The 18898-nt window shown below is 45.4% G+C and carries 20 protein-coding genes; 9 read left to right on the forward strand and 11 right to left on the reverse strand.

All coding sequences use genetic code 11. From position 1 onward, the window contains the following. Window positions 1-173 precede the first annotated feature (173 nt). From LACZS1_RS00815 to LACZS1_RS00835, 5 genes are all read left to right on the forward strand, one after another. A complete protein-coding gene (locus LACZS1_RS00815) occupies window positions 174-1268 on the forward strand; it encodes an enolase C-terminal domain-like protein (RefSeq protein ID WP_070650914.1) in 1095 nt (364 codons plus the stop codon). A gap of 477 nt (window positions 1269-1745) precedes the next feature. Beyond that, the gene (locus LACZS1_RS00820) at window positions 1746-3605 is read left to right on the forward strand and encodes a heavy metal translocating P-type ATPase (protein WP_070650912.1); all 1860 of its coding nucleotides are present in this window, start codon (window positions 1746-1748) and stop codon (window positions 3603-3605) included. 19 nt (window positions 3606-3624) lie between these two features. Next, window positions 3625-3852 carry a heavy-metal-associated domain-containing protein gene (locus LACZS1_RS00825; protein WP_049172431.1) on the forward strand — a complete coding sequence of 76 codons (228 nt, stop codon included), beginning with the start codon at window positions 3625-3627 and terminating at the stop codon, window positions 3850-3852. An 11-nt stretch (window positions 3853-3863) separates the two neighbouring features. Next, window positions 3864-4445 carry a ferritin family protein gene (locus tag LACZS1_RS00830; RefSeq protein ID WP_070650910.1) on the forward strand — a complete coding sequence of 194 codons (582 nt, stop codon included), beginning with the start codon at window positions 3864-3866 and terminating at the stop codon, window positions 4443-4445. Between the two features lie 104 nt (window positions 4446-4549). Then, window positions 4550-5209: a Crp/Fnr family transcriptional regulator gene (locus tag LACZS1_RS00835; protein ID WP_047106656.1), complete on the forward strand. Its 660-nt coding sequence runs from the start codon at window positions 4550-4552 to the stop codon at window positions 5207-5209. A 97-nt stretch (window positions 5210-5306) separates the two neighbouring features. On the opposite strand, the gene LACZS1_RS00840 is transcribed toward LACZS1_RS00835, so the two are convergent. The 4 genes from LACZS1_RS00840 to LACZS1_RS00855 form a co-directional block, all read right to left on the reverse strand. Continuing rightward, entirely contained in the window at window positions 5307-6140 is an 834-nt protein-coding gene (locus LACZS1_RS00840; protein WP_070650908.1) for a CPBP family intramembrane glutamic endopeptidase, read from the reverse strand. A 367-nt stretch (window positions 6141-6507) separates the two neighbouring features. Next, window positions 6508-7698 carry an NAD(P)/FAD-dependent oxidoreductase gene (locus LACZS1_RS00845; RefSeq protein ID WP_070650906.1) on the reverse strand — a complete coding sequence of 397 codons (1191 nt, stop codon included), beginning with the start codon at window positions 7696-7698 and terminating at the stop codon, window positions 6508-6510. Between the two features lie 275 nt (window positions 7699-7973). Continuing rightward, complete coding sequence (locus LACZS1_RS00850; RefSeq protein WP_070650904.1) at window positions 7974-8285, reverse strand: DUF4260 family protein; 312 nt, start codon at window positions 8283-8285, stop codon at window positions 7974-7976. A 156-nt stretch (window positions 8286-8441) separates the two neighbouring features. Further along, on the reverse strand, window positions 8442-10271 hold the full coding sequence (locus LACZS1_RS00855) for an MFS transporter (RefSeq protein ID WP_070650902.1): 1830 nt from the start codon (window positions 10269-10271) through the stop codon (window positions 8442-8444). Window positions 10272-10428: 157 nt separating this feature from the next. Here LACZS1_RS00855 and LACZS1_RS00860 point away from each other — a divergent pair, with 157 nt between their 5' ends. Further along, complete coding sequence (locus LACZS1_RS00860) at window positions 10429-11010, forward strand: TetR/AcrR family transcriptional regulator (protein WP_070650900.1); 582 nt, start codon at window positions 10429-10431, stop codon at window positions 11008-11010. A 47-nt stretch (window positions 11011-11057) separates the two neighbouring features. Here the strand turns inward: LACZS1_RS00860 and LACZS1_RS00865 are convergent, their stop codons facing one another. The 5 genes from LACZS1_RS00865 to LACZS1_RS00885 all read right to left on the reverse strand — a co-directional run bounded on the left by LACZS1_RS00865 (window position 11058) and on the right by LACZS1_RS00885 (window position 13664). Beyond that, window positions 11058-11780, reverse strand: coding sequence for a hypothetical protein (locus tag LACZS1_RS00865; RefSeq protein WP_070650898.1), 723 nt, complete (start codon window positions 11778-11780; stop codon window positions 11058-11060). A gap of 223 nt (window positions 11781-12003) precedes the next feature. Next, window positions 12004-12351, reverse strand: coding sequence for a hypothetical protein (locus LACZS1_RS00870; protein WP_010490091.1), 348 nt, complete (start codon window positions 12349-12351; stop codon window positions 12004-12006). Then, complete coding sequence (locus LACZS1_RS00875) at window positions 12335-12712, reverse strand: hypothetical protein (RefSeq protein ID WP_141753060.1); 378 nt, start codon at window positions 12710-12712, stop codon at window positions 12335-12337. The genes LACZS1_RS00870 and LACZS1_RS00875 overlap by 17 nt, the downstream gene beginning before the upstream one ends. Next, on the reverse strand, window positions 12669-13016 hold the full coding sequence (locus tag LACZS1_RS00880) for a hypothetical protein (RefSeq protein ID WP_070650896.1): 348 nt from the start codon (window positions 13014-13016) through the stop codon (window positions 12669-12671). Before LACZS1_RS00880 ends, LACZS1_RS00875 begins: the two co-directional genes overlap by 44 nt. A gap of 39 nt (window positions 13017-13055) precedes the next feature. Further along, window positions 13056-13664, reverse strand: a complete 609-nt coding sequence (locus LACZS1_RS00885; RefSeq protein ID WP_070650894.1) for a hypothetical protein — start codon at window positions 13662-13664, stop codon at window positions 13056-13058. Window positions 13665-14001: 337 nt separating this feature from the next. Between LACZS1_RS00885 and LACZS1_RS00890 the strand changes: the two genes are divergently transcribed. Continuing rightward, complete coding sequence (locus LACZS1_RS00890; protein WP_049169404.1) at window positions 14002-14529, forward strand: hypothetical protein; 528 nt, start codon at window positions 14002-14004, stop codon at window positions 14527-14529. Window positions 14530-14578: 49 nt separating this feature from the next. Further along, window positions 14579-15055: a hypothetical protein gene (locus tag LACZS1_RS00895; RefSeq protein ID WP_070650892.1), complete on the forward strand. Its 477-nt coding sequence runs from the start codon at window positions 14579-14581 to the stop codon at window positions 15053-15055. A 93-nt stretch (window positions 15056-15148) separates the two neighbouring features. On the opposite strand, the gene LACZS1_RS00900 is transcribed toward LACZS1_RS00895, so the two are convergent. After that, window positions 15149-15583 (reverse strand): hypothetical protein, encoded by a 435-nt coding sequence (locus tag LACZS1_RS00900; RefSeq protein WP_070650890.1) that lies wholly within the window; start codon window positions 15581-15583, stop codon window positions 15149-15151. A gap of 507 nt (window positions 15584-16090) precedes the next feature. On the opposite strand from LACZS1_RS00900, the gene LACZS1_RS00905 reads away from it, so the two are divergent. Next, window positions 16091-16618, forward strand: coding sequence for a hypothetical protein (locus tag LACZS1_RS00905; protein ID WP_141753059.1), 528 nt, complete (start codon window positions 16091-16093; stop codon window positions 16616-16618). A gap of 78 nt (window positions 16619-16696) precedes the next feature. On the opposite strand, the gene LACZS1_RS00910 is transcribed toward LACZS1_RS00905, so the two are convergent. Next, complete coding sequence (locus LACZS1_RS00910; RefSeq protein ID WP_070650885.1) at window positions 16697-18865, reverse strand: glycoside hydrolase domain-containing protein; 2169 nt, start codon at window positions 18863-18865, stop codon at window positions 16697-16699. Between the last annotated feature and the right edge of the window lie 33 nt (window positions 18866-18898).

Raw genomic sequence — 18898 nt, forward strand, 5'->3', positions numbered from 1 at the left:
GCTGAACCCAAAAGACTGGTTGTTTATTAGAAAACAGAAGTCTATGATAAGAACAAGTTTTTATAGATATATTAGACATTCAGTATATGTAAATGGAACTTAAGATAAGCAAAGGATGACCGTGTAAAGTTTTACCAGATTCGGTTCAAAATATAGAAGTGGGAGACGTCGTTATGGTGAAAATACAAAGCGTTAAGCTGTTCAAGTTGGCCATGCCACTATCAAAGCCGTTTATTACCAATATTCGGGCCTCTACCAGCTTACATAGTCTTATCTATCAAGTCGTTCTTGAAGATGGTTCGAACGGTTATGGCGAATCTGCAGAGAATTATAAACTGACGGGCGAGTCCTTAACGGATATGATCGATTATTCGGAAAAGGCCATTTCAACGATCAAAGGAATGGATGCGGATTCTGCCTTGACCTCGATTGTCAATGCAGAGCACTACCACTCGGCTAAGTATGGCATTGAAATGGCGCTTGTCGATGCCATTGCGCGATCTAATGGCGAATCTGTCAATAGTTATTTGAATATTGATGCGGCGACGCGACCGCTTCATAATGATACAACGATCAGTATTATGGACGAAATTAGCACAAGAAACGCAACATCTGCCGCGATTCAAGCCGGTTATAAATGTATCAAGTACAAAGTCAAAAGTGGGACGGAGGAGTTAAATCGGGTCTTGAGTGTTGCCGATTTATTAAGCGATGACGTATCGATTCGAATTGATCCCAATCAGGCCTGGTCGCGTCAAGAAGCAATTAGCAATATTGGCAAGCTACAAGACTCCGGCATTAAAGTTGATTTTATTGAACAGCCAGTTAAAGTCGACGACCTAGATAGTATGAAAGAAATCACCCGCTTCAGCCGCATCCCGATTGTTGCTGATGAGTCCGTGTTTGGGTTGGACGATGCGAAAAAGGTTATTGCCGAGAGATGTGCCGACCTCATTAACATTAAGCTTATTAAGTGCGGCGGCCCCATTGAGGCAATACGCATCGCTAACTTTGCAAAGAAAAAAGGAATCGGATGTCTTTTTGGCTGCACATCCGAAGTGAACATTTCCTTAAGCATGGCTGCTTGTTTGAGTGCCGGTCTCTCGAATGTTCATTTTATCGATCTTGACGGGGTTGATTATGTTGACAACACACCATTTAGCGGGGGAATTCACACTGACAATGGGTTAACTTATATCCCTCAGGCAATGGGGTTGGGGATAGATGCTGAAACTAGTTCTGCATACCTTAACCCCATTATTGGATGACAGTACATATGACGAAGACAACGATTGCCAATTTTGCTTTAGTCACGGAAACTCCAACTAAAAGAATGCGAGGTGTTTGAACACTTGAAAAAAGTTACCAGAACCACGGTGGCTGCGATGCTAATAATTTTAGTAGCAGCTTTATCAACACGTGAAAGTTCGACTCTATTCAAACTACTAGTGCTCATTTTTTTCTTCGTTATGACATTCGCCATTGTTTCCTTGTTGAGAAGGAGAAAGACGTTGCGTAAGTGAGCTAAGCTATTTATAGGGCCTGATAGATCAATAGATGATTTGAAAACCAGAACAGATGCTGACCGCTTTGCCAAAAACTTAATGATGGTGAGGCGGTTTTTTTAAATGCATAAAAAATCCCCGCCGCCTTTCACCGAAAATTGATCACGGTCAAGGCGGCTTTTTGAATGCCTCGGTACACTGAACTCGACACTAAGGTTCACGTTCAGGAGGGAAAAGACGATGCATTTTATTCAGACACATAAACAAGAAGCGATGATTAGTGGCGGGGTGCTGACGGTGCTGGGGCTGGTTTTCAGTCAGGCGTGGTTGTTGTTGGTGCTGGCGAGTTTGGTGGCTGGGCTGCCGATTGCGGTGAATGCCTGGGAAGCGTTGCGGTATAAGCAGATTAGCATTGAGCTGCTGGTGACGATTGCGCTGGTGGGCGCGGTGCTGATTGGCGAGCCGGTCGAAAGTGCCGTGGTCAGTTTTCTGTTTCTTTTTGGCGACTGGCTGGAGCAGCGCAGTCTGGCAAAGACGCGATCGGCGATTCAGGGTTTGGCTGCGGCGGCACCCAAAACAGCACGCCGGGTGGATGGCTCAACCGTTCCGGTGGGTCAGTTAGCAGTTGGCGATCAAGTGCGCGTGTTGGCAGGTGAAACCGTGCCGGCAGACGGAAAAGTGATCGGCGGGCACGCGAACATTGTTGAAGCGGCGATTACCGGTGAGCCGGATGCGAAAAGAAAACAGGCCGGTGCGACCGTGTATTCCGGAACCCAGGTTAGCGATGGAACCGTTGATATTGAAGTCGAGAAAACCGGCTACAATACGGTTTATCAACAGATTATCGATTTGATTGAAGATGCCCAGGATGCTCAGTCACCGGTCGCGACCTTCATCCAGAAGTTTGCGCGCTGGTACACGCCGCTGGTATTGGTGATTGCACTGATAGTCGGTTTGGTGAGCCAGGATGTACGGCTGGCCATCACGATTCTTGTGCTTGGTTGCCCTGGTGCGCTGGTGATCGGGGCACCCGTCAGCAATGTTGTCGGACTAGGTTTTGGCGCTAAGCATGGCATTTTGATCAAAGGCGGCGATGTGGCGACCAAGTTGGATCAGATCGATACGGTGATGTTTGATAAGACCGGCACACTGACGCAAGGAAAAATCAGCGTCGCAACCGCACAGTACTGGGCGAATGATACAGCGAATGTGGCAGAGATGGTCGCGGCGGTCGAAGCAGCAACCGCGCATCCGTTGGGACAAGCGTTGGTGGCCTATCTTCAGCCGCAGACAACCCAGACAGTTGAAGACGTCAAGGTGACCCGTGGCGTTGGTGTGCAGGCACAGGTGGCTGGGCATACTGTCAGTGTCGGCAATCAAAAGATTTTGAAACAGCCGCAGACACCGGAACAGCAGGCTGCGATCCAGGCGATTGTGAGCGGCGGCGCTTCACTGGTTTTGGCCACGATTGATGACAAGCTGGTTGCCGCATATGGCTTGCGGGATCAGCTGCGTTCGGATACCGCAACGATGCTGGCGGACTTAACCGCAAGTGGCAAAAAGACGATTGTTCTGTCAGGTGATTCCCAGGCAGCGGTTGAACACATGATGACGAATTTACCGCTGAGTCAGACACACGGCGGGTTACTTCCGGCCGATAAAGTCAGCGCCATTAAAGCCGCACAGGCCCGTGGCGAAAAAGTGATGTTTGTCGGTGACGGGATCAATGATGGCCCGGCGTTGGCGCAGGCGGACGTGGGTGTCGCGATGGGTTCCGGTATGGATGTGGCGATCGATACCGCAGATGTCATTCTGACCAGCAGTCGACTCACTAATCTTGGCGTTCTTTTCGATTTAGCCAAGCGAATGAATAACAATATCAAACAAAATCTGGTGATTGCCATCGGAACGGTGGCGCTGCTACTGAGCGGTTTGCTGGTCGGCTTAGTCGATATGGCGAGTGGGATGCTGTTTCACGAGATCTCGATTCTCCTCGTCATTGGGAATGCTTTGCGGTTACGGCACACGCCAAGAAAATGGCAAAACTTGACGGCGATCAAGGCGCATCAGCCGCAAACTGTGAATAATGAAGGTAAATAAACAAGAAAGGATTTTTAAAATGACAAAATTAGTTTATCAATTAGATGGATTGACCTGCCCGAGTTGCTTGCAGAAGATTGAAGGGGCGGTTGGCCAACAAGCTGGCGTTAAGAGTGTTAAGGCACTTTTTAATAGTAGTAAAGTTAAGGCGCAGATTGATCCGGCGGTTACGAACGCCGATACCCTGAAGAAGACGATCACGGATTTAGGGTACACCGTTGTCAATGTTCGTAGTCAGGAAGCGTAGGAGGTTGGATGATGAGTGTCACAACAGGGATGCAGACAGTTAGTGCCGAGCAAGTCAAGGCTCGTCAAGAAGCAGCGGCAAAGCAAGCCGATCATGATCACCATGTCCCGACTGCCGGGGCGATGAGCGGGCACGTTTTGGCAAATTTACAGGTTTTGGCCCGTAAGCTGGAACAATTTCGCTTGACGCTGAATGGCGCGAGCAGCGAGTCTGACAGACAGCTGTTAACTGAATTGCTAGGACAGGCCCGGCAGCATTTTGCCGTGTTGGCGAGCGACTTGGCAGCACAGGACGAAGATTTTCCGACCACAACAGCAGAGTTCGATGAATATACCATGTTGAAGGAAGATCCGGCGTTGCGTTTTTGGACCAACGACATGAAGCTGGATGCGGTTGTGAATGATCTTGATACTTGCCAGTTGTTCGTCAGTCGCGCGATTCCGCTTGCCAATAAGGAGAATAAGCTCGTCTTGGCGGCGGATATGTTACAATTGCAGCGCTGGCATGAACAGAGTATCCTTCGCCTGCAGACGCGACTTGGTCGGGCAGTGACAGCCGGCCGGGAGCTGCTTGACGAGGATGAAGATGATTGATTGGTGATTAAAAACGTTGTTTGCATTACCGCGTTCACTGGCGCAGGAGCTGGAGTGTAAGGGCTCGGTTTCTAAGCGGGCTGGTTTACGCTCAGGAGGGGAAAATGGTGCATAGTTGTACGGCAGTTGTGCCGTTGTTTAAAAAACTCGATGACAAGGCGCGTGCAGCCATTGACGCCTTAACCCATGAACGGCAAGTTGAAAAAGGGACGGTTTTGATCAGTCCGGATACAGACGCCCGTTTATTGGTGGTGGCTCAGGGCAAGCTCAAGACCTACCAATTGGCGACCAACGGCAAAGAGCAATTGTTGCGTGTTGATGGGCCCGGTGATTATGAAGGCGAGGCTGGCTTACTCAACATCGCCAGTCCGAACGTCTATACCGAGGCGCTAACGACTGCCACAGTCTGCACCATTAGCGCAGCGGACTTTCAACAACTCCTCATGAAACAACCGCAGATCAGTCTCCAGCTGCTCACGGAAAACACCCGCAAAATGCAGGCATTGGAAAAGCAGGCGGGCTATCTTGGCAATGATTCCATCAACGTGCGCCTCACCCATTACCTGCTCGACTTGCGCACCGCGGCTGGAAAAGACACCGTAACCGTCCCAATGGCGTGGACGCAATTAGCCGATTACCTCGGAACGACGCCAGAAACGGTTTCCCGTACTTTGAAACGGTTGGCAAATGAAAAGTTGATTCAGCGTACGGGTAAACAGGTGACGATTTTGAATGCTGAGGATATGGAAGATTTTGTTTGGTAAATGCGTCAAGTTGATCGAGAGTTCATGCAAAAAGCCAGTGAGAGATTCGCTGGCTTTTTTGCGTGGTGTCAATGTTGGTGAAACTGTCTGAATAGTGTTAATTTGCGGAAATGGCTAAGCCTGTACGTCGCTTTTTTAAAATGATAAGTGTCAACAAGATAACCAACAACAAATGCACGATATTCGAAACTGAGCTGGCTTCGAGGCCAAAAGTCCCACCGGTCAGTGGCTGGAATGTTGTCGTAGGCAGTGACTTCAGGATGAAACTTTCACTGGATGTGCCCGACACAGCGACGCCGAAGACAGGGCCTTCCGCGAAGTTCCAGATGGCGTGAAAAGCGCCGCAAAGCCAGATACTGCCAGTCAACAACCGAAACTGTGACATTGCGATGGCAAATAAGAACAAGCCAATGGCCGCAGGAAGGTTGAAGCCGGGATTGGCCATATGTAGGAGCGTAAAAAGAATCGAGTTGAGCAAAACAGCCATCGTGACCTTATTTTGCTTAAGCCAATAGCCCATGACGTAGCCGCGGCAAAGCAGTTCTTCAAACATGGACTGGATTGCGTAACCAAAAAAGAAAAGAACCAGCCAAAGCAGGTTTGATCCCTGGAAGATAACAAGGACTTGATACCCGCCAAATAAAGTGATGATGCCCCAAATGAGACTGAACATAAGGAAGCCGAAAAGCAGACCTGCTGAGTAATTTCTGACAGCATGCGCTTTTGCAAATGGTAAGATGACGCGATCGCCGCGGTAATAAATGACCATGCCAATAATACCGATGGCTTCACCGAACAAGAAAAGCAAATCAAAGGATTGCGGAATATTGGCTTCGTCCTTTAAGGTGCCGAATAACCCCATTAGAAAAGGAATAATGTCAGATAAGAGTGACCAAGCAAAGGCGATGACGAAAACAAGAGCAATCGTCATGAGTGACTTAGGTAGTTTTTTGAGCTGATTAATCGTGCTCGCCTCCGAATAAAGTTTGGCTTAAAACTGCCAGGATCGGCAAAATAAGCTTCTTTTAGGATAGCCTTAGTTTTCTTATAGGGCAAATGGACAGCATGCGACTCAAAAGTAGTCTGCCATCTTTTCGCACAAAAAAAACAGCCAGCAAATGTTATTTGCTGACTGCCCTTCACATGCTACCGCTTATTGCGGGTGGTAAATCCCGCGGCGAATGCATGAACCACATCTCTAAAGAAAGATTATCGGCTGACAATACCTTTGTCAACTTAATAAAATGAGTTCGCAGATCCTTTTACGGTTCGAACACCTGTCACTTTTACCTAAACCACTAAAGCGGCCAGCGTCCTTGTTTCAACATCGTTGCCAAGTTGGCGTCCTCAAGTAAGGACTTATCCGTGATGACGCGCTTGAGCATTTTAGCAATGAAACCAGTATACTTGTGACCCTTGCCAATTTGGGCGATACCATCTTGGCTGCCGAGTGATGCCACAGTGCCCTTAGGCTTGTAAACAAAGTCCGTCAACGGTTGACCGTTTAACGCTGCGGCAACATTCTTACCAGCTTGATCGCCTTCCTGTGTTGAAATTTGTGCAGTGGTTGGATAAGGCCGGCCGGAATCGCCTGCCATTACCGCCGATACATCGCCGATAATGAAGACCTCAGGATGATCGTTCAAGTTCAGGTGATTGGAAACTACCACGCGGTTACGGCGCTGCTTGAAGCCGGAATCCGCAATCACATCGCTGCCGGAAACACCGACCGTCCAGATAATTGTGTTCCCTTCGACTTTCTTTTCCTGGTCGCCATCAGCATAAACCACGGCATTCGGCTCGATCTTCGTAATCTTGGAGCCAGTCATCATCGTCACCCCATGGCTCTTGAGGTAGTCCATCGCATAATTGGCCAATTTTTCATCGAACATCGGCAAAATGCGCGTTGCCATTTCCATGGAGATGATTTTAATTGGCGGCGTGTCGTACTTTTTAGCCAGCGCCGGCATACTGTGCGTCAATTCGCCCAGTAATTCAACGCCGGTGAACCCTGCGCCGGCAACAATAACCGTCAAGTCTTTAGGATCTTGTGACTGCTTATAATTGGCGACGTGCTGCTCAATCGTCTTGGTGATCGTTTCCGCGGAGGTTACATTGTCCAGCGGCAAGGCGTTTTCCGCGGCACCCGGCAACCCAAAGTCCTCAGACCGGAAGCCAAGCGCGATGATGAGATAATCGTAACGTAACGGCGCATGGTTAGCCAAAATTACCATCTTTGTCGACACGTCAACCTTGCTGACTTTCGCCTGAAGAAACTGAACATCCTTTGGAAGAACCTGTTGAATATTAAACGTGATTTTTGATGCAGGCACGGTACCTGCCGCCACTTCATGAAGTTGCGTGCGCTCTTCATGTTCGGCGTTTTGGTCAACCACTGTGATCGTTGTTCCCTTTGGTGCGAGCTTACTCAACGTTTTGACGGCCCGAATGCCCGCATATCCGGCACCTAAAATGACAACATCTGCCATTGATTCACCACATCCTCATCTACAAAATTGTTCCAACGTACGGTCAATTGGCCACAACCTTATTGTAACAATCTTATTACCATTCACAAACTTTGGGCTCATATATTTGCGAAAAGTGGGTGAGAAATTTGGTTGGATCTTGTTTGTTTCCGAGTTTGCCCATGAATATTAATCCAAGGTGCTCGAAAGGGAGACTTGCAGAAGGATATCTTAATGGAGAAGGAATTGGTTAAGAAAGCTTGACTATGTAATCTTTTCAAAAAGGTCAATTCATTTCAGTAGCGTAACCCAAAACCGAGTGTGCGATCACCCAAAATGTGCGCTGACCAGATCAACGCCGCGGCCAGTAAACCATACTGAGCACTAATGAGGGCTAGTCCGCCGAGAATAATCGGCCCGATTAACGTATGGCCAATATTGTAGCAGACATTGCCAGTCTTTTCGTTGACGAGAAAGCCTAAAGCACTGATGTCAGGAATTAGGAAGCCAACAATAAATAATAGCCAGCTGAAAGTAAATTGGACAAAGTAAAAATAGATGATGAGTGCAAATCCTAGTGCTGATTCTGTTCTTGGAAGCCACTTCATGATGCACCATCCTTTGACATTATTAAGGCATAGAGTAGGTAGCGCGATTTTTTTACTGGGCGGTCGTGAGTACACTAACACGACACCACTTATCTGTGATGTCGTGATAGAATTGCCTAGTTAGTGAGTTCAGTGTCTACGTCATGATAATTTTATTCATGACGCTTTGGCAGATGCGACTTTCCGCCGATCAGTCCAGAAGGCAACGGGGGACAGGCACAAGACGATCAAGGCGCCAATCAGATAGGTGTGGCTGAATGCTTGCGCCAGATGCTTATTTTTGCGTTGCTTAATTTCACTGAAAGTCGTTTGCAATGTTTGCTTTTGGGCGATTTGCTTAATTCCGGTCAGCGCAGAACGTTGACCTTGAGCAATAGTTGCAACGCCAGCACCAAAGCGGGTAATGCTAATCGTAAGCGGCGAGCGACTTTGTTGGGCAGCTTTTGTGAGCGTGGCCGAGCCGTTTGTCAGTTTGCTGCTGCCTTGTTGCAAGGCGACACTCGCATCATATAGTTTACGTAGGTCGCTACCTGCAACGGGTTTAGGTAAGTTGGTTTTAGCACTGGCTGCTTTCGTGATGGCGCGGATCATCTTCTTCTGTTGATGAGTAGTTGGCGTCGAAGAACCGGAAAAGATCTTAGTTAACTGCTGATGAGCAACAGTTTTGACATGAGGTGATAACGTCTTTTCAGTTACAAGTTGATCAGCAGTGTGATGGATCTGCGTTTTAGCAGAGGCAATATTTGTATCGAGCACCGTGACAAGAATGGCAATACCGAGGCATGTCCCAATTTGCCGTGCAGCGTTGACAATACCGGAACCGATACCGCTTTTGTTTTTAGGCAGATAGCGAACCGAGGCCACGAGTGAGACTGATGAAAATCCGAAACCAAAGCCATTGATGACTAAGAGCACCACGATAAGGGCGGTGGCCGTATTGGTTTTGATCAGTGAAAGTAAAAACAGACTTGCGGCCATGAGAATCATTCCCGCCAATGTCACCGGAATCGCGCCGAGTTTGGCGAGTAACCGTGTACCGATTGGCATGGCGACCATGATGGTAAGTGATACCGGAATGATGATTAAAGCTGCATGTAGCGGACTGTCACCAAGTACATTTTGTAGAAAATAATTTAGGATCAAGCTTGGGCCGACAAGTGCAAAACCGGTCATGAAGTAAACGATACTTGAGGCACTGAGCGTCTTTTCGTGAAAAAGATCGAGTTCCAATAATGGATTTTTAATATGATGCTCAGTGACAACAAAGGCAACAAGCGCTACGGCACCACCGATCAGACTGCTGAGGATCAGTGTTGAATGCCAGCCATATTGACGACCTTCTAGTAGGCCAAAAGTGACGCCGCCAAGTGCAGCCGTCAAAAGCAATAAGCCGGGAAGATCAATGCGACCAGCCAGCGATTCATCATACGATTCGTGTGCACAGAAGGCGACCAGTAAAAATGCGAGCAAGGCAAGGGGGACATTAATGCCAAAAATCCAGCGCCATGAAGTAACTTGCAGAATCATCCCACCAATTGGCGGCCCACCAGCTGCTGCTAATGCGGTCACGGCACCAACAAGCGCGGCTACCTGATTGAGTTTTTCTTTGCCAAATACTTCAATTCCCATCGGCAAAACGATGGGGGTGATGATTGCCCCGCCAAGGCCTTGAAAAAAACGAAATGTAATCAATATCGGCAGCGAGTTTGCGGTGGTGCAAGCGGCGGAAAAACCGCCAAAAAGTGCTAGGCCAAGTAGCATGATTTTTTTGCGGCCATAACGATCCGCAATTTTGGAAGTCGTGATCATGAAAACGGACATGGCTAAAGTGTAAATGGTCATGACCCAGCTAGTATTGGCAAGTGAGCCATGAAGATCATCCATAATTTTAGGGATGGCAATATTCACGATGGTGGTATCGAGTGTTCCCATGAACATGGCAATGGTTAAGCCGATAGAACAAAGTGCCCGGGTTAAACGGGTCATCACATCAGATCCTTTCATCTGTTATAATTGGATACATGTGACACATGTGTGACTTTCGAAAGCACTTTGAGTATACTGAGGACAACGACAAGCAACAAGCGTTTGGCGACAAGTGCTACAAATTGGTGGTATTTGTGTCAGTTAGGAGATTCCAAGCATGAATGGGAAACAACGGATGGCGCTGCAATCGAAACAATGGCTGGTGGATGCGTTGGTTACGTTAATGCAACGTGGCGAGACGGTGACAGATATTTCAATCACGGAAATTGTTCAGACAGCGGATCTTTCACGCAAAACCTTTTATCGAGCGTTTAAAACCAAGAATGATTTAATTGATTATTTATGTCGCCAGTTGACAGACGATTATTTTGAAAGTCTGAAAAAGGCCACCCGCGGACAAACCCCGATTAGTTTTGAAACAACTATGCAGCACTTTTTCACATTTTGGTGGCAACAAAAAGACCTTGTCCGCTTATTGATTCGGCAAGGTCTGTTCGATCAGTTGAATGGTGTTTGGCAACGTGATGCCGTTGACAAGTATCGCCAGTTTCCGGCGCCGTGGCATGCGGCAGGGACTGATCGAGAGGTGAATTATATCATGGCATTTGCACTCGGCGGGTTTACCAATGTCTTACGCTTGTGGTTGGCGCAAGATCAGCCTGAATCGCCAGAGCAAGTGCAAAAGGTGGCACTGGCAGGCTTTGGCCAGTTAGCGCGGAGCATTGGTCATTCAAACTAATACGATAAGTTAGCAATCTTCTTATAAGTGCAGCTCTCTCAAAAAGATTACAAGTAAAAGTTGATAGGCGCTGTCAAATTGACCTGATCAAGCGCGAGGGTACCGTTAATGCTTTTTCCTTGCGGGACATCAATCAGCAGGCGAATCGTTTTCGTTTCGTTTGGTTTGATAACGGGTGGCGTCGAAAGCATTTTGACAGTGACTTGATGCTGATCATTGGACGCTGAGAAATGCTTTTCGGAAAAGCTCAAAGGAACGGCATAGTGCGCGTTATGAATGGTCAAAGTGATTCCGGTTTGGTTTTTAGGAATATCTGGCAGGTACTTCGTTTGGATGGTGAATAGGCGTAGTTTGTTGGCGCCAGTGTAGGTTACTTGATTGCCAATCATAACAGGTTTTCGATGAATGGCAGGGTGAGCAATCGGATATGATTCGGGAACGTTGATTATCTGTTTGGACGTGTGGCGACTGCGCGATGTTTTCAAAACAAGTTTCGTTGAACTCGACTGTAATCGTTTGAGGTTAACCACACCACTGGCAGATTTTTTTTTGGCGAGCGTCTGATTATTGAGATCCTTTAAACTATAATCAGTGCGAGCCGGCAAGTGGAATTTGAGGTTCAGGGACTGACGGACGTTGCTAATTTTGATCTGTTTAGCCACTGGAGCTTTGTTCGCGGCAGTCGCGCTTTGTGCAGATGCTGTCTGTGCGGGGATCAGTATGTAGATCAATGAGAGCGTTAGTAATGAAAACCATCCGAGTCTTTTCATCGTCCATCTTTCCTTTTTATGAGTTTGGCGAAGCTATTCTATTGGGGCTTCGTGGCTTCGTGGCAGATACCACCTTTAGAATAGCATAGGCATGGACTTGTGAGGAATAAGGACCATTGAAAAAGCCATGCGATCGTTAGTGGGCAATGCAAGATCGTATGGCTTTGACTTGGCTGACACTGAAAGTAGGTGATGCTGGTAAAGAAAAATGTTGAAAACTGAGTTACTTTTTCCGTTTTGCATTTCTTTTATTTTGGTTATAGGCATCCTCAAGCTTTTGAACGGCACGGTTATATTCAGAATCGAGTAGCCGGATAGCAATGAAGTCAACCTTAGATTTATTATCTGAAAGCGGTATCTGCATGACTTGAATCCGTAATGGCAGATTTGATTGTTCGAAGAATCCGGCTATTGCAGATAGAAATACGGTTGCGCGCATGAGATTGTCATAGGATGAAAGATTGTTAATGAAGAAGACGACAAAGTTCTCAATTTTTTCCTTTTTCAGAAGATCTGACACGTGAAGTGACTTGGCAAAGATATTGATGGTTCTATCAAATTGTGTTGTCATGGCAAACCTCCGCAATGATGGTGGCTGAGCGAGAGTGCCTTTCGAAGCTTATTCCAATATCTGGAACGATTTTGAATAAGTGTTCTTCCGTATCTACCGCTTGACCAGACAAGCTGGCGTAACCACCGTTGTTTTTATTCATGGACTTAGTGGCGGGAACATCGCCAGGACAAGTTGTTTGAGCCGCCATTTCTTGGTCCCGCCGATATCCGGATGCGATCAATAGCGTGAATGAAAAATCGCATGGCTTTAACCCGGCTAGATATGAAAATAATCGATGCCAGATGATGCTGGTAGAGAAGGAACTCGAAACTGAGTTACTTTTTTCGTTTTGCGTTCCTTTCAGTTTGATTAACAGCATCTTCAAACTCTTGAACGGCACGGTTATATTCAGAAGCGAATAGCCTGATGGCAATGAAGTCAACTTTGAATTTATTATTTGGAAGAGGTATTTGCATGACCTCGATACGAAGTGGGAGCTTTGACTGTTCGAATAAACCGGCTATTGCAGATAGAAATAGTGTTGCGTGCATGAGATTGTCATAGGATGAAAGATTGTTAATGAAGAAGACGACAAAGTTCTCAATTTTTTCCTTTTTCAGAAGATCCGATACATGATCTGCTTTAGCAAAAATGTTGATAGTTTTATCAAAATGTGTTGTCATAGCGAACCTCCGCAATGGTGGTGTTAAGCAATCATGACCTTAGAAACTGGTTCCAACGTCAGGAACAACATCGAATAAGTGGCCTTCTGTATCTACCGCTTGACCAGACAGACTGGCATAACCACCGTTGTTTTTATTCATGGACACAGTGCCAGAAACTTCGCCAGGAAAAGTTGTTTGCCCCAAAATTTCTCGATCTCGCCGATATCCAGAGTAGTATGCTAGATGTATATTTCCTACAAAAGTGTAACCTAATCCTGTAGCTGGCAGGACTGACCAAAAAAGCAATTGACCTGAGGAAGCAGCATAAAGTTTAGCAGTTCCACTCGCGCCTATACCGACCGATGCCGGTGCAACGTTACCATTACTTGCACTACTCGAGGAAGTTAGCTGTCCTGTCACCGTTTTTGGGTTATCTGAAATGGCTTTTGCAATTGTTGGATCATTCCCAAAGGAACGGACAGTGATATCTTTATCTTGGTAAATTACAGTACCTTTATCCGATGATCCGTAATCCTGTAAAACTTGTTCATCAGTGGGAGTATCAGTTGTAGCAGCTTGTACTTGACTAGTCGGCTGATTAAGTAAGATCATACCTAAAAATAGTAATGCGGCAGTTGCGCAAATATGTTTCATGGATTTATTCATGTTGATTGCCTCGCTTTCTTGTTGTCAAAAGTGGTCGGTAAATTCGGCTGATTTTTAGACTCTTACAGTCACCCCCCAGGTTGTTTTAAATGTTTAAAATCAAAAAACATAAATTAATTTTTTAATTTTTTGAGTGTACCGGTTTTTCATTTATGTGTCAATAAGTTTTGGAAACGTTTTTTGAGGTGAAAGCGATTGAAGTTCATGTTGGAATATCGCTATACTTATACTTTGAGATTTTTCGGAATTTTGAGAAAGCATATTGCTGTTCATGATACCATTCAGCAATTGACTTGCTCGCATGAGAAGCGGCTTTAACGCTGAAAGGATGGCTGAAATGGAACTGACGTACTTGATTCCCCACATTTTTGCAATGGTGGTACTTACATTGACGCTCAGGTTTAAAAATTCTGCTTTAAAAAAAGAGCGGCAACACAGAGAAATCAGTTTTGAAAATTCAAATCTCGATCAGGAATTACAAGCCAAAGTTCTGAAACAAGAGGCAGTTCTAAATCAGCGACACTTCATCACTGAAATACTAATAAACGCGCAATTCGCAGGCGTTTACATCGCCGCTTTTTGCTTTTCGGCCGGAGTTCTTTATGCAGAGGAGAGCACTGGCGTTTATCTTTTTCCGAGCATTGGTGTTTTCTGCTTGTTTGCTAATATCCTGTTTGTTGTAGAAGAGCAAGCTTTTCGGCTTTATAAAAAACGACAACTTAAAAAGTATCTCGCAGTTGATCGAGGTGTAAAGATCATAGAAAATCACGGGGCAAGACGGTACTATGTTTACCTTGCTTTATTGATTTTAGAAGGATTCATTAATCTTGGATTATTCTATGCAATGGCAGTCTGGCTATATTAAAAAATGTACCACGGTAATCTGAACTGGGTACATTGGGGAGAAGAAAACGATGGATATTTACATGCCTTACATCTTAACCGCGGTTCTTTGGGTGGCAATGACCGTTTACAGTCGAATAATTAAAGAGAGGTTTCGAAAAAACTTAGAGAAGCGTTTGAAAATGAGCCGTTCTGAGATTATGCGCAGAGAGGCGATAGATCGAAAGTTTATCGATAATGCAATCGGGAAAATTTTCAATCGTATTCTAGCCGGTGTGACAATCAGCTATATCTTCATTTTTTCTTTTTCGCTGGGGGCTATTACGGTCTTGCCGGCTAGCACCAAGGATGCTTATTTAATAGTCTCGATTTTTCTACTGTTCTTCGCTATTTATACATCCGCAACATCTTTTTTTCTCCAGCGCGTCGGCAGGACGAACGAGAATAAGTTGCCAGAGGTTTCATTTGTGAAGAGGCTGGCAGGTGTTGTGATTCGAGACTTCGGGAGTTTCCTGATCTTTTTGATTTTTGAAATGAGTTCATTTTAAAAAAATAAGGTTAAGCGTACAAATAAGCAGCACGGATATCAGGTTCCCGTACTGCTCCAGCTTAAAATCGCTGTTTCTAAAGAGAATTTACTTTTAAAATTTAATTTGCGATGAGACAAACTCTTTGGGATCGGGACTTCCATTGATGTATTCAGTATCTGGCTCAGTGACCGACAATCGATGTTTAAGCACGATATTCTTGAAAATCCATAAGTAACTTCGCTTTGGAATTTTATTGGTTGACTCTATGAAGCAGAAAGTTGGATTAACGCGATGAAAGAAAAATGGCCGTCGCTCGTATAAATTGAAAAAGTAGGTCTTTGTATGACCGGCCATATTATCTGCTTCTGTCAGCATGAATTTTCCTTGGCCAATTGTGATGGCTGTACTGTGCGAATAAGACATTTGTAGCGCCGATACCTCACCGCCAGTTGAAAATCCGGTTTCATGAACGCTTAAAGAAATCATGAGCAGGCAGAGGACAGCGCCGACTCGGAGCGTTTTGAGAAGCCAATGGATTGATGGCAATTTGCGACCGTCCAGAAAAGCGATGAGAAGCAACAGTAAGATTGTTGTCGCAATCCAAAAAAATGCCAGTGAGGTTTGCAGTTGTCAGTAGGATACTGAGCAAGATCACAAAAAGCATCGTACTTTTTTTGAAATATAATCTGATCTTCATTTTATTTCTCCAAACTGGCGAAAAATTTAGTGCCATAATCATATGATCTGATAAATCGACACATTTAAAAAGGCCTGCCGTTTGAAACCGAGAGCTCTTAACTAAACATTAAGGCGGACTAATTCCTAGGTGAAAATTAAACGGGGGTGCAAGCTTATAATTGGCGTTTACCCAAAAGAGCCAGTGTCAAGCTTTTGTGTGGGAATGAAAACAGTTAAACTCAAGACAGAGATGTCATTTTACTTATGTATTGAGTTTAATCGAAATTCTGAGGAAGTACACTGCAATTCATGATATCGTTAAGAAATCGACTTGCTTGTATAGGGACCAGCTTTAATGCTGAAAGGATGGTTGAAATGGAATTTACATACTTGATCCCCCACATTTTTGCAATGGTGACACTGGCATTGACACTTAGGTTTAAAAATATTGCTTTAAAAAAAGAACGACAAAACAGAAAAATCAGTTTTGAAAATTCAAATCTTGATCAGATTATACAAGGTAAAGTTCTAAAACAGGAGGCGGTTCTCAATCAACGACAGGCCTTCTTTGAAATAATGATAAACGTGCAATTTTTAGGCTTCTATCTTGGGGTGTTTTGTTTCTCGGCTGGAGTCCTTTACGCAGCAGAGAACACGGGGATTTATCTTTTTCCGAGCATCGGTCTTTGTTGCTTATTTGCTAACATTGTATTTGTTGTAGAAGAGCAAGTCTTTCGGTTTTATAAAAATCGACAGCTTAAGAAGTATCTACTAGTTAATCGAGGCGTAAAGATTTTAGAGAATCATGGGGCCAGATGGTACTATGTTTATCTTGCCGTATTGATTCTAGAAGGATTCATTAACCTTGGAGTATTTTACTGGGCTGCGCTCTGGTTGTATTAAAAAATGTACCCAGTTGATTTAAACTGGATACATTTGGGGTTGACGATGGTGCTTTAGTGGAGGATTCTTACCTTTGCTTTAGTCTTTACCGAACAGCTGTATTGCCAGTAGGGAGAACAAAGCGGTGACAGCTGGTGCTGCGGAACCTGCCGTAACGGCGGTCGCTAGTACTGCCCCTGCAACAAGAATCCCAAGAACTGTGACCTCTCCAACTTTCTCTAGGGTTACAACGAAAGTGGGATCTGGTTCTGAAATTGGTTGATAAACAGGAACGTAATCATTTTGTGGGATGAAGTTCTGATGAATATAAGTCTCCAATGTCAAAGTAAATTGATTTTCCACAGAAGAACTTGTACTTGTGTTTTCTACAGAACTCTCAATTGCAACTTTAAATCCGACCATCCCATCACGAATAGCTAGACCAGCTTTAATGGCACCGTTCCCGATCATCGGGGCGAGCTTGTTAAAGGTTCCGGCTAAATCACCAACATTATATGAGGACATGGCGCTTTCGAACTGTTCTAAGATGTCGGTAGATTCATTAATGATTTTAGCATCTTGGATTGTCAGAACGCCTGTTTTATTATCGACTACGGTTGCTGACCATTTGTCCTCCAAAGTGACATAGTAGTCGGCTAACGGGGTCGTAATATGTTGTGTAGGGGAGGAGACCGTCCAATTGATGGTACCAAATAAATTATGATAGTCAGGGAAAATGCTCAAAAGTCGGTTCGCTACGTACGCCTTTTGTGTTGCTGGTGTTGCTTCTGTGACAGCTGAAACACCCTGGTCTCGGCCGGAACTCGCATCTTGATCAATGTCGATGCCATAAATTGGATATTCGACAAATTGGTCGAACGCCCAGTTGTCTGGCATCTTAAATCCTAAATTGCCACTCCATCCGTACGACATATTGGCAACAAAGCTGTAGTCTATACCAGTTTTCTCAGCGTGAAGACAAACATTTCGAGTCCCATAAATGCCAGCTTTGTAAATTGACCGATTCAAAACGTTCTGCACAGCATTGATATACGGAATAACCGTCCCATCAATGTCGCCTTCCTGAAAATCAACGTCTACCGCGAAATAGATGACAGTGTCGGCAGGTAGGCCTAAGCTGAGCGCTGCACTGATTGCCGTTTGTCCGTCTTTTTGACCTTGGGCGGCAGTGAAGTAGCTTTCAACGTAGCCACCATCTTCGTAGATTGGGAAGAACTTTAAGCCGCCATCCAGAATTGTTCTGACTTCTGTTGACGTAAGATTCTTTGGTTTGAAATCAGCACCGACTGTTCCTGTGAGATACCGGCCAACGATGCTGAATCCATAGTCGCGGAAATGTTGCACATCAGATGCCGTCAGTTGGGTTGCTGTATCGAGCGCGATTGAATCGCGGCCTGTGTCACCGTTACTGGTAACGAGCCCTTTGATGACTGTGTAGTCTGCAACACCGGAGTCTTCGTTTGGATACTTCATGAATTTGCGAAATTTGATAATGCTTGTTGCTACATCGGATCCAAAGTTTTCGCCAAAATCGCCATCGTACATGCTGTTCAGATAAAGGCCGTATTTGACAATTTTAACGAGTAAACCGGTAGCTCCGACAGAAAGGCTCACTGCTTTCAAAGCTGCATTGGTAGCATCGCCGAAGTTCCCGTTTGCAACATCAGCAGAGATGCCAAGTGCACGTTGCAACGCATAAATGAGACCGACATTGGTATCGCGCTGGTAAATACCATCACAAGGCATGATCCCAATGTATTGGCTATAGTCAGCATTGAGCCATTGTTGCAATTGACGAACATTTTTATCGCCACCAGCGACCAGAACAAAGGCGCTCATGTCGAAAAGTGCTGCCATTAAATTAACGGTTACAATACCGTCTGCATTAAGTCCTGCATCGGTTTGTAAGGTTTTGAAGGCTTGCTGTGTTGCAGTTGAAAACTCTTGATTCAAGTTGCTTCCTGGATCGATACCCTTGCACCAAAAGGCACCTTGGATTAGCTGTGCAATGTTACCTGTATAACCTGGTTTCAGATTGCCAACAACGCTAGCCAGCGCTGACCGCGTTGCGGGACCAAATCCTTCGCCAATATCCGTGATACCAAGTTCGTGTTGCAATGCTTCACGTAATGCGTAAATCGTTGGCCACCCGGTATGACCATCTGGATTTACTTTCTCAAAACCTGACACATTGCCATAAGTCGCGTTGAGCCAATTTTGAACTTCTAATACTGCTTGATCTGCCATGTTAAAACCCCCTCGTATAATTGCTAAAGGGAA

The sequence above is a fragment of the Lacticaseibacillus zeae subsp. silagei genome (genome assembly GCF_030770335.1).
Classification (GTDB): Bacteria; Bacillota; Bacilli; order Lactobacillales; family Lactobacillaceae; genus Lacticaseibacillus; species Lacticaseibacillus zeae.

Excerpts from the sequence above, each read along its gene's own strand:
- LACZS1_RS00820 (WP_070650912.1), top strand. The coding sequence starts at position 1,746 with ATGCATTTTATTCAGACACATAAACAAGAAGCGATGATTAGTGGCGGG.
- LACZS1_RS00830 (WP_070650910.1), top strand. The coding sequence starts at position 3,864 with ATGAGTGTCACAACAGGGATGCAGACAGTTAGTGCCGAGCAAGTCAAG.
- LACZS1_RS00850 (WP_070650904.1), bottom strand. The coding sequence starts at position 8,285 with ATGAAGTGGCTTCCAAGAACAGAATCAGCACTAGGATTTGCACTCATC.
- LACZS1_RS00845 (WP_070650906.1), bottom strand. The coding sequence starts at position 7,698 with ATGGCAGATGTTGTCATTTTAGGTGCCGGATATGCGGGCATTCGGGCC.
- LACZS1_RS00825 (WP_049172431.1), top strand. The coding sequence starts at position 3,625 with ATGACAAAATTAGTTTATCAATTAGATGGATTGACCTGCCCGAGTTGC.
- LACZS1_RS00875 (WP_141753060.1), bottom strand. The coding sequence starts at position 12,712 with ATGCTGTTAATCAAACTGAAAGGAACGCAAAACGAAAAAAGTAACTCA.
- LACZS1_RS00840 (WP_070650908.1), bottom strand. The coding sequence starts at position 6,140 with ATGACGATTGCTCTTGTTTTCGTCATCGCCTTTGCTTGGTCACTCTTA.
- LACZS1_RS00890 (WP_049169404.1), top strand. The coding sequence starts at position 14,002 with ATGGAACTGACGTACTTGATTCCCCACATTTTTGCAATGGTGGTACTT.
- LACZS1_RS00880 (WP_070650896.1), bottom strand. The coding sequence starts at position 13,016 with ATGACAACACATTTTGATAAAACTATCAACATTTTTGCTAAAGCAGAT.
- LACZS1_RS00870 (WP_010490091.1), bottom strand. The coding sequence starts at position 12,351 with ATGACAACACAATTTGATAGAACCATCAATATCTTTGCCAAGTCACTT.
- LACZS1_RS00910 (WP_070650885.1), bottom strand. The coding sequence starts at position 18,865 with ATGGCAGATCAAGCAGTATTAGAAGTTCAAAATTGGCTCAACGCGACT.
- LACZS1_RS00860 (WP_070650900.1), top strand. The coding sequence starts at position 10,429 with ATGAATGGGAAACAACGGATGGCGCTGCAATCGAAACAATGGCTGGTG.
- LACZS1_RS00905 (WP_141753059.1), top strand. The coding sequence starts at position 16,091 with ATGGAATTTACATACTTGATCCCCCACATTTTTGCAATGGTGACACTG.
- LACZS1_RS00835 (WP_047106656.1), top strand. The coding sequence starts at position 4,550 with ATGGTGCATAGTTGTACGGCAGTTGTGCCGTTGTTTAAAAAACTCGAT.
- LACZS1_RS00885 (WP_070650894.1), bottom strand. The coding sequence starts at position 13,664 with ATGAATAAATCCATGAAACATATTTGCGCAACTGCCGCATTACTATTT.
- LACZS1_RS00815 (WP_070650914.1), top strand. The coding sequence starts at position 174 with ATGGTGAAAATACAAAGCGTTAAGCTGTTCAAGTTGGCCATGCCACTA.
- LACZS1_RS00855 (WP_070650902.1), bottom strand. The coding sequence starts at position 10,271 with ATGACCCGTTTAACCCGGGCACTTTGTTCTATCGGCTTAACCATTGCC.
- LACZS1_RS00895 (WP_070650892.1), top strand. The coding sequence starts at position 14,579 with ATGGATATTTACATGCCTTACATCTTAACCGCGGTTCTTTGGGTGGCA.
- LACZS1_RS00865 (WP_070650898.1), bottom strand. The coding sequence starts at position 11,780 with ATGAAAAGACTCGGATGGTTTTCATTACTAACGCTCTCATTGATCTAC.